At 70.0% G+C, this 6257-nt stretch carries 4 protein-coding genes; 1 reads left to right on the top strand and 3 read right to left on the bottom strand.

The window, feature by feature from the left end:
- Nucleotides 1-89: 89 nt before the first annotated feature.
- The gene (locus ACOVRJ_RS19025; RefSeq protein ID WP_422045399.1) at nt 90-2366 is read right to left on the bottom strand and encodes an IS4 family transposase; all 2277 of its coding nucleotides are present in this window, start codon (nt 2364-2366) and stop codon (nt 90-92) included.
- 210 nt (nt 2367-2576) lie between these two features.
- Here ACOVRJ_RS19025 and ACOVRJ_RS19020 point away from each other — a divergent pair, with 210 nt between their 5' ends.
- Nucleotides 2577-2807 carry an addiction module protein gene (locus tag ACOVRJ_RS19020; RefSeq protein ID WP_422045398.1) on the top strand — a complete coding sequence of 77 codons (231 nt, stop codon included), beginning with the start codon at nt 2577-2579 and terminating at the stop codon, nt 2805-2807.
- A gap of 451 nt (nt 2808-3258) precedes the next feature.
- On the opposite strand, the gene ACOVRJ_RS19015 is transcribed toward ACOVRJ_RS19020, so the two are convergent.
- A complete protein-coding gene (locus tag ACOVRJ_RS19015) occupies nt 3259-5268 on the bottom strand; it encodes an acetyl-CoA carboxylase biotin carboxylase subunit (RefSeq protein ID WP_422045397.1) in 2010 nt (669 codons plus the stop codon).
- 65 nt (nt 5269-5333) lie between these two features.
- The coding region (locus tag ACOVRJ_RS19010; protein ID WP_422045396.1) for a carboxyl transferase domain-containing protein at nt 5334-6257 on the bottom strand (924 nt) is incomplete at its 5' end.

The following is a 6257-nucleotide window of genomic DNA, read 5'->3' as shown; positions in this document are numbered from 1 at the left end:
AGGACAGGGCCAAGTACATCACGCCCATGGTCGACGAGCGGCGCCAGGCGCTAGCGCTGCCCTTTCCCCACAACTATCAGCCACTTCCCTCAGTCCACAGTGCATAGCCCTCGCACATCGCCTGCAGTCGCGTATGGCCGCGCCAGAGCACTTGGTGGCCCGCAGGAGGATCCTTGGGGCGGCCGAGGTAGCCGCCGAGCCTGGCTACGAGGCCAACGGCCTCGCCGAGCAGTACGGGTCGTTCGATGCCGTTTTTTTGCGTACGCCTGCATCACCTCGACCTCGAGGTCGGAGAACAGCACGTCGGCTGGAAGCTCCGGGGCCTGTCGGCCCAGCAGCGTCAGCAGCATGATGCGCCAGGCGATGACGAGGTTGAAGGCGATGGCGCGCTGCAAGCGCGTGGCCGTCTTGTGCTGCAGCGCCTCGACGCGGCAGCCGCTCTTGAGCACGCGATGCCAGTCCTCGATGCGCCAGCGCAGGCAGTACCAGCGCACACACTCACAGGCTTGCTCGACGGTTGCGATTTCGCGCGTGCTCAGCAAGAACCATTCGAGCCGGCCGGCACCGGCGGGTGCCCGCGTCTCGCGCACGTGCACCACCCACAGCCGCAGAGCTGTCTTGCCCGCGTGATGTTGGGGTGGCTGTAACTCGACCGCGCGCCAGCGCAGCTGCACCTGCGCCGTGCGCTTGGGGTGGCCCGCGCGCGCTTGGCTCTTGCTCTTCTTGGGCCGAGTGCTCTGGCGCGGCACCTCGATGGCCAGCCGGCTCTTGGCTGGACCGCTTCGCACCTGGTCGAACAAGGTGCGCTGCTCGGCGCTCAATGGGTCGTTGATGAGGCGGTCGTGCTTGGCGCGCACCAACAGATCGACCTTGTTACGCCGGCGCTGCTCGTCGAACAGCTCGAAGAAGTCGGCCTGTCGGTCCATCACGCTGACCAAGCGGGTCTGGGGCATTCGTGCCGCGGCCTGTTCGCATTGGCGCAGCCCCTGGATCCAATCGAAGGTCTTCTTCTCCTCGATGGGGATGTTGGCGCTGCAGCGTCGGTCATCGGCCTCACGCGTGGACGGCGCCTGGCAACTCGCATCCAGCACGCCCAGCGGCAGGCCGTCTGCGGTGAGCGCCAGCGTCGAGTGCAGGTGCAGCCCCTTGCTGCGCGCGCCGGTCTGGTTGGTGCCCAGCGAGCCCAGGCCCCGGCACTGCGCGATGTTGGTGTAGTTCAGTTCCGTGCCGTCTTGCACGCACAGCACCAGCGGCTGCGCCATCATGCGCTGCAAGGTGCGCTGGCGATGCGGCGCGAGCATCGCCTGCATCGTGATCGCCCGGTCATCGTCGGGCAGCCCGATGAGGCGGTAGTACGCCTTGACGGCGGCCAGCTCGCCGCTGGCCGCACCGCAGAACGCGCGGCCGGGTTGGTCGCCCAGCGCGCGGGCGCACTCCACCAGGCGGCGCTGCAGCCGAAGATCGCCCAGCTCGGCGCCGCCGAACTCGTGCTGCGCCCACTCGTGGCCGTCCAGACCCTCACCGGGGTGCAGGGGCTCGGGGCCGCGCGGTTCGGGCACGCCCATGCGAGCGCGCCAGTGGGCTGCCAGCGCATAGACGTAGATGGCCTTGACGGACTTGGCCGCCTCGTGGGCGCGGTCTTGGCGGCCGCGCCCTTGGCTGTGGCCCACGGCCATCCAATTGGCCGCTTGGTAGCAGGTGCCCAGGAATTGTTCGGTATCCACGAAGCTCTCGAGCAGCCAGGGCTGGTAGCCGTACTGCGTCTCGTAGTCGGTCGCCACAGTGCGCGCGGCCATGCCCAGCACACGCGAGGCCAGGTTGTGGCAGCGCACCGAGCGGCGGATCAGGAAGCGTGCCATGCCCACGATGCGATGCAGATGCTCGCGCCGGGTGGCGGCGTCCCAGCCAATCCAGCGGTCGCGATCGGCCAGGTTCAGCGCTGCCGCGGCGAAGCCAAGCCCGCCCAGGCAGCCGTGTTCGGAGTGGATCAGGTAGCGCAGCTGCGCGCCCACCAGCGGTCCTGCTCCTGGCGGATGCTCGCAAGCCATCAACTCGTTCCACAGCCGCAACTGCTCCAGGCTCTGGACCTTGACCAGCGCCAGGCCTCGCACCTGGTCGGCCAGCGCGGGCACATCCTGCGGCTCGGGCACCGGCATATTCAGACGCCGCGCGGACCCGAGTTGGCCGGGGCGACGGCCTGCGGGTCCGGCGACGGGCAACTTGAAGTGGCCCGCGTGCTCGGGTTCGCGCAGTGCCTTGACGCAGCCGGCGAGCTGCGCGCGGCCTCGGGCGTCGACAAAGCCGAAGTGCTCGCACACGGCATGCGCCAGCGCCGCGCGACTGGCATGCGGGCCGTCAGCCGGCACACGCCGAACTGCATCGATCGACTCAGGAGTTGCTAACTTTCATGATGTGGGGCAACGCCCCGGATCATGGAAGACTTCCACATTAACGTGCGCTTGATCTGGTGTTGTCGTTCCATCCCTCGCGGTAGAGGAAAGCGAAAGAAAAGTCCAGCGGTTTTTGACGGGCAAGGGCAGGGCTAGACTTCTTCGCCCTTGTCCTCAGGAGTGGCCATGCCAGACAACGTTGCCGATCTCGCAGTCCGTGGCAAGCAACTCCCCCGCGAAGAGCGGGAGCGCCTTGTCGACGAATTGCTGGAGTCCCTGAACGAGCCGGCATCTTCGGAGCTTGATGCTGCTTGGGCTGCTGAGATTGAACGCCGTCTTTCCGCGTATGACCGCGGGGAAGTGCGGGCAGTATCCGCAGAAGAGGTCTTCGCCAAGGCACGTGCCCTCGCAAAGTGAGTGCTGTTCGTTTCCTGCCCGAAGGCGAGGCCGAGTTGCTGCATGAGGTCGAGTACTACTCCAGCGCAAGAACTGGTTCAGGCATCGGATTTCAGGCTGCGGTCGAGGCTGCCCTTGAGCGTGCAACAAGGCATCCGCTGGGTGGGGCTCCATCGCATCATTCAACGCGAAGTGTCCTGGTCAAGGGCATTCCTTTCAGCGTCGTCTATCGGCCATCGGATAACGAGTTTCTGGAGTTCGCCATTGCGCCCCATCGCCGCCGCCCTGGCTACTGGCTCGCCCGGTTGAGTGACGCTCCAGAAACTCCCTCCAGGTGACAGACGCGAAGGGGGATATCAGACCGATTGCGCCACTGGCACGGCCCGCACCAGCGCCGTCTCCCGTTGGACACCGTCGATACGGGTGAGGGCCAAGCCCCTCCTCTGGAATCTGGAACAGCCGCGTGCGCAGGTCAGGCGGCCGGATTGATCTCCACCACCACCCGCCCCGCGGCCACCTGATCGCCCGCGGCGGCGTGCAACGCGGCCACCACGCCGGCCACGGGGGCGTGGTGGGCGTGCTCCATCTTCATGGCCTCCAGCGTCAGCACGGCCTGGCCGGCCTGCACCGCCTCACCGGGCGCCACCAGCACGGCCACCACCCGCCCGCTCATCGCCGCGCGCACGCGGCCATCGCCGCCGGCCTCGCCGCGGCGCGCCGTGGCGGCGCAGGTCCGGTCTTCCACGGCATGCGCCTGGCCGTCGTGGGCCAGCCACAGCTGCGCGCCGTCGCGGTGGAAGATGACGCGCCGCATCACACCGTCGATGATGCAGCGGGCCTGGTGCGCGTCCACCGCGACCGCCTGCAGCTCGTGCAGTGCACCGGCCAGCGCCAGCTCGAAGCGGCCGGGCGCCCGCTCGGTCAGGCGCAGGGCATGGTCCTCGCCGTTCAGCGCCAGGCGCAGGCCCACGGGCAGGCCATGCGTCAAGGTCGGCGCGGGCGCGCTGCGCTGGCCGTCGGCGTGGGGTCCATGGACTGCGGGGTCTGCGCCCTGGGTGGCGCGCAGCAGCCAGGCGGCCAGCAGCGAGGCCTGGCGCTGGGCCGTGTCGTCCGTGCGCAGCAGTTCGTCCTGGTGGCGGGTGATGAAGTCGGTGGTGGCGGCGCCTGCGGCGAAGCCGGGATGTTCCAGGCAGCGCGCCAGAAAGGACTGGTTGGTGGGCAGGCCCAGGGCCACCAGCTCGTGCAGGCCGCGCAGCAGGCGGCGCCGGGCGTCCGCGCGCGTGGGCCCGTGCGCCACCAGCTTGGCGATCATCGAGTCGTAATGCGGCGGCACCGCCGCGCCGTCACACAGTGCATGTTCCACGCGCAGGCCGGGCGGGGGTTGCCAGCGCTGCACCGTGCCGCTGCAGGGCATGAAGCCGCGGGCCGCGTCCTCGGCGCACAGCCGCACCTCGATGGCGTGCCCCTGGAAGCCGATCTCGTGCTGCTGCAGGGGCAGCGGCTCGCCGGCGGCCACGCGCAGTTGCCACGCCACCAGGTCCAGGCCGGTCAGCGCCTCGGTGACGGGATGCTCCACCTGCAGCCGCGTGTTCATCTCCATGAAGTAATAGCGGCCCTGCTCGTCCAGCAGGAATTCCAGCGTGCCCGCCCCCTCGTAGCCGATGGCGCGCACGGCGGCCACGGCGGTGGCGCCCATGGCCGCGCGCAGGGCCTCGTCCACGGCGGGGGAGGGCGCCTCCTCGATCAGCTTCTGGTGCCGGCGCTGGACCGAACAGTCGCGTTCGCCCAGGTGCAGCGCCTGGCCGTGACGGTCGGCGAAGACCTGGATCTCGATGTGCCGGGGGCTTTCCAGGGCCCGCTCCAGGATCACTGTGGCGTCGCCAAAGGCGTGCTGGGCCTCGCTTTGCGCGCTGCGCAGCGCGGCGGCGAAGTCTCCGGGCGCGTCCACCCGGCGCATGCCGCGCCCCCCGCCCCCGGCCGTGGCCTTGATCATGACGGGGTAGCCGATGCGCGCGGCCTCGGCGGTCAGCCGCTCCGGCGTCTGGTCGGCCGGGTTTTCGCTCTGGAAGCCGGGGATGCACGGCACGCCGGCGGCCGCCATCAGCCGCTTGGCGCCGGCCTTGTCGCCCATGGCGCGGATGGCCTGCGGGCTGGGGCCGATGAACACCAGGCCCGCATCATGGCAGGCCTGGGCGAAAGCCGCGTTCTCGGCCAGGAAGCCGTAGCCCGGGTGCACGGCGTCAGCTCCGCTGGCCCGCGCCGCCTCGATCAGCGCGCCGATGTTCAGGTACGACTGCGCGGGCGGTGCCGCGCCGATGGCCACCGCTTCGTCGGCCGCCAGGACGTGTGGCGCACCGGCATCGGCCTCGGAATACACCGCCACGGTGCGGTAGCCCAGCGCATGCGCCGTGCGCATCACGCGCAGCGCGATCTCGCCACGGTTGGCCACCAGGATCTTGTGGAAGGGCGTGGCCTGGGTCATGCGGGTGAGTGGGCGGGCGGGGTGGCGGTTGAGCGAGGGCTCTGTGTGCAGGCCAGGGTGCGCGCTCAAGGCCGGGCCACGGCGAACTGCATGGGCTGCGGCTGGCGGCCTTGCGCCTCTCGGCAGAGGGCCAGCACCTGGGCCAGCACGGCCCGGGTGTCGCGCGGGTCGATCACGCCGTCGTCCAGCAGCAGGGCGCTGGTGTGCAGCACGCTCATCTGGCGGTCGAAGCGCTCCACGATGCGCTGGCCCAGGGCGTCGAGCCTGGCGGTGTCGACCTCGCCCTGGCCCTGGCTTTTTCGCCGCATGGCGGCCTCGGTCACGGTGCGCATGGTCTGCGCGGCCTGCTCTGCGCCCATCACCGCGGTGCGGGCGTTGGGCCAGCTGAAGCAAAAGCGCGGCGCGAAACCGCGCCCGCACATGCCGTAGTTGCCGGCGCCGAACGAGGCCCCGCAGTGCAGCGTGATCTGCGGCACGCTGGCGTTGGTCACGGCCTGGATCATCTTGGAGCCGTGCTTGATGATGCCGGCCTCTTCATGCGCGCGGCCCACCATGAAACCGGTGGTGTTCTGCAGGTACAGCAGCGGCGTGCGGCTCTGGCAGCAGGCCTGGATGAAGTGCGTGGCCTTGGCCGCGCCGGCGCTGTCGATGGGCCCGTTGTTGGTGATCACGCCCACGGGCCAGCCTTCGAGGTGGAAGTGCCCGCACACCGTGGCGCTGCCGTAGTCGCGGCCGAACTCCAGGAAGTCGGAGTCGTCGGCGATGCGGGCGATCACCTCGCGCATGTCCACGGGCCGCCGGCCGTCCAGCGGCATCAGGCCCAGCAGCTCCTGCGCGTCCAGGCGCGGGGGCTTGAACGCGCGGCGCGAGCCCTCGGGCCCGGCTGGCGTGGCCGCGGTCGCTCGGTCCCAGCCGATCTTCGCCAGGATCTCGCGCGCGATGCGCAGCGCGTCGCGGTCGTCCTCGGCCAGGTAGTCGCCCAGGCCCGA

Origin of the sequence: Roseateles sp., assembly GCF_049240545.1 — a bacterium.
In the GTDB taxonomy this organism is placed as follows: Bacteria; Pseudomonadota; Gammaproteobacteria; order Burkholderiales; family Burkholderiaceae_C; genus Paucibacter_A.
Note: the sequence above shows the minus strand (reverse complement) of the source record. Positions and strands in the feature narration are given on the sequence as shown.

Excerpts from the sequence above, each read along its gene's own strand:
- ACOVRJ_RS19020 (WP_422045398.1), top strand. The coding sequence starts at position 2,577 with ATGCCAGACAACGTTGCCGATCTCGCAGTCCGTGGCAAGCAACTCCCC.
- ACOVRJ_RS19015 (WP_422045397.1), bottom strand. The coding sequence starts at position 5,268 with ATGACCCAGGCCACGCCCTTCCACAAGATCCTGGTGGCCAACCGTGGC.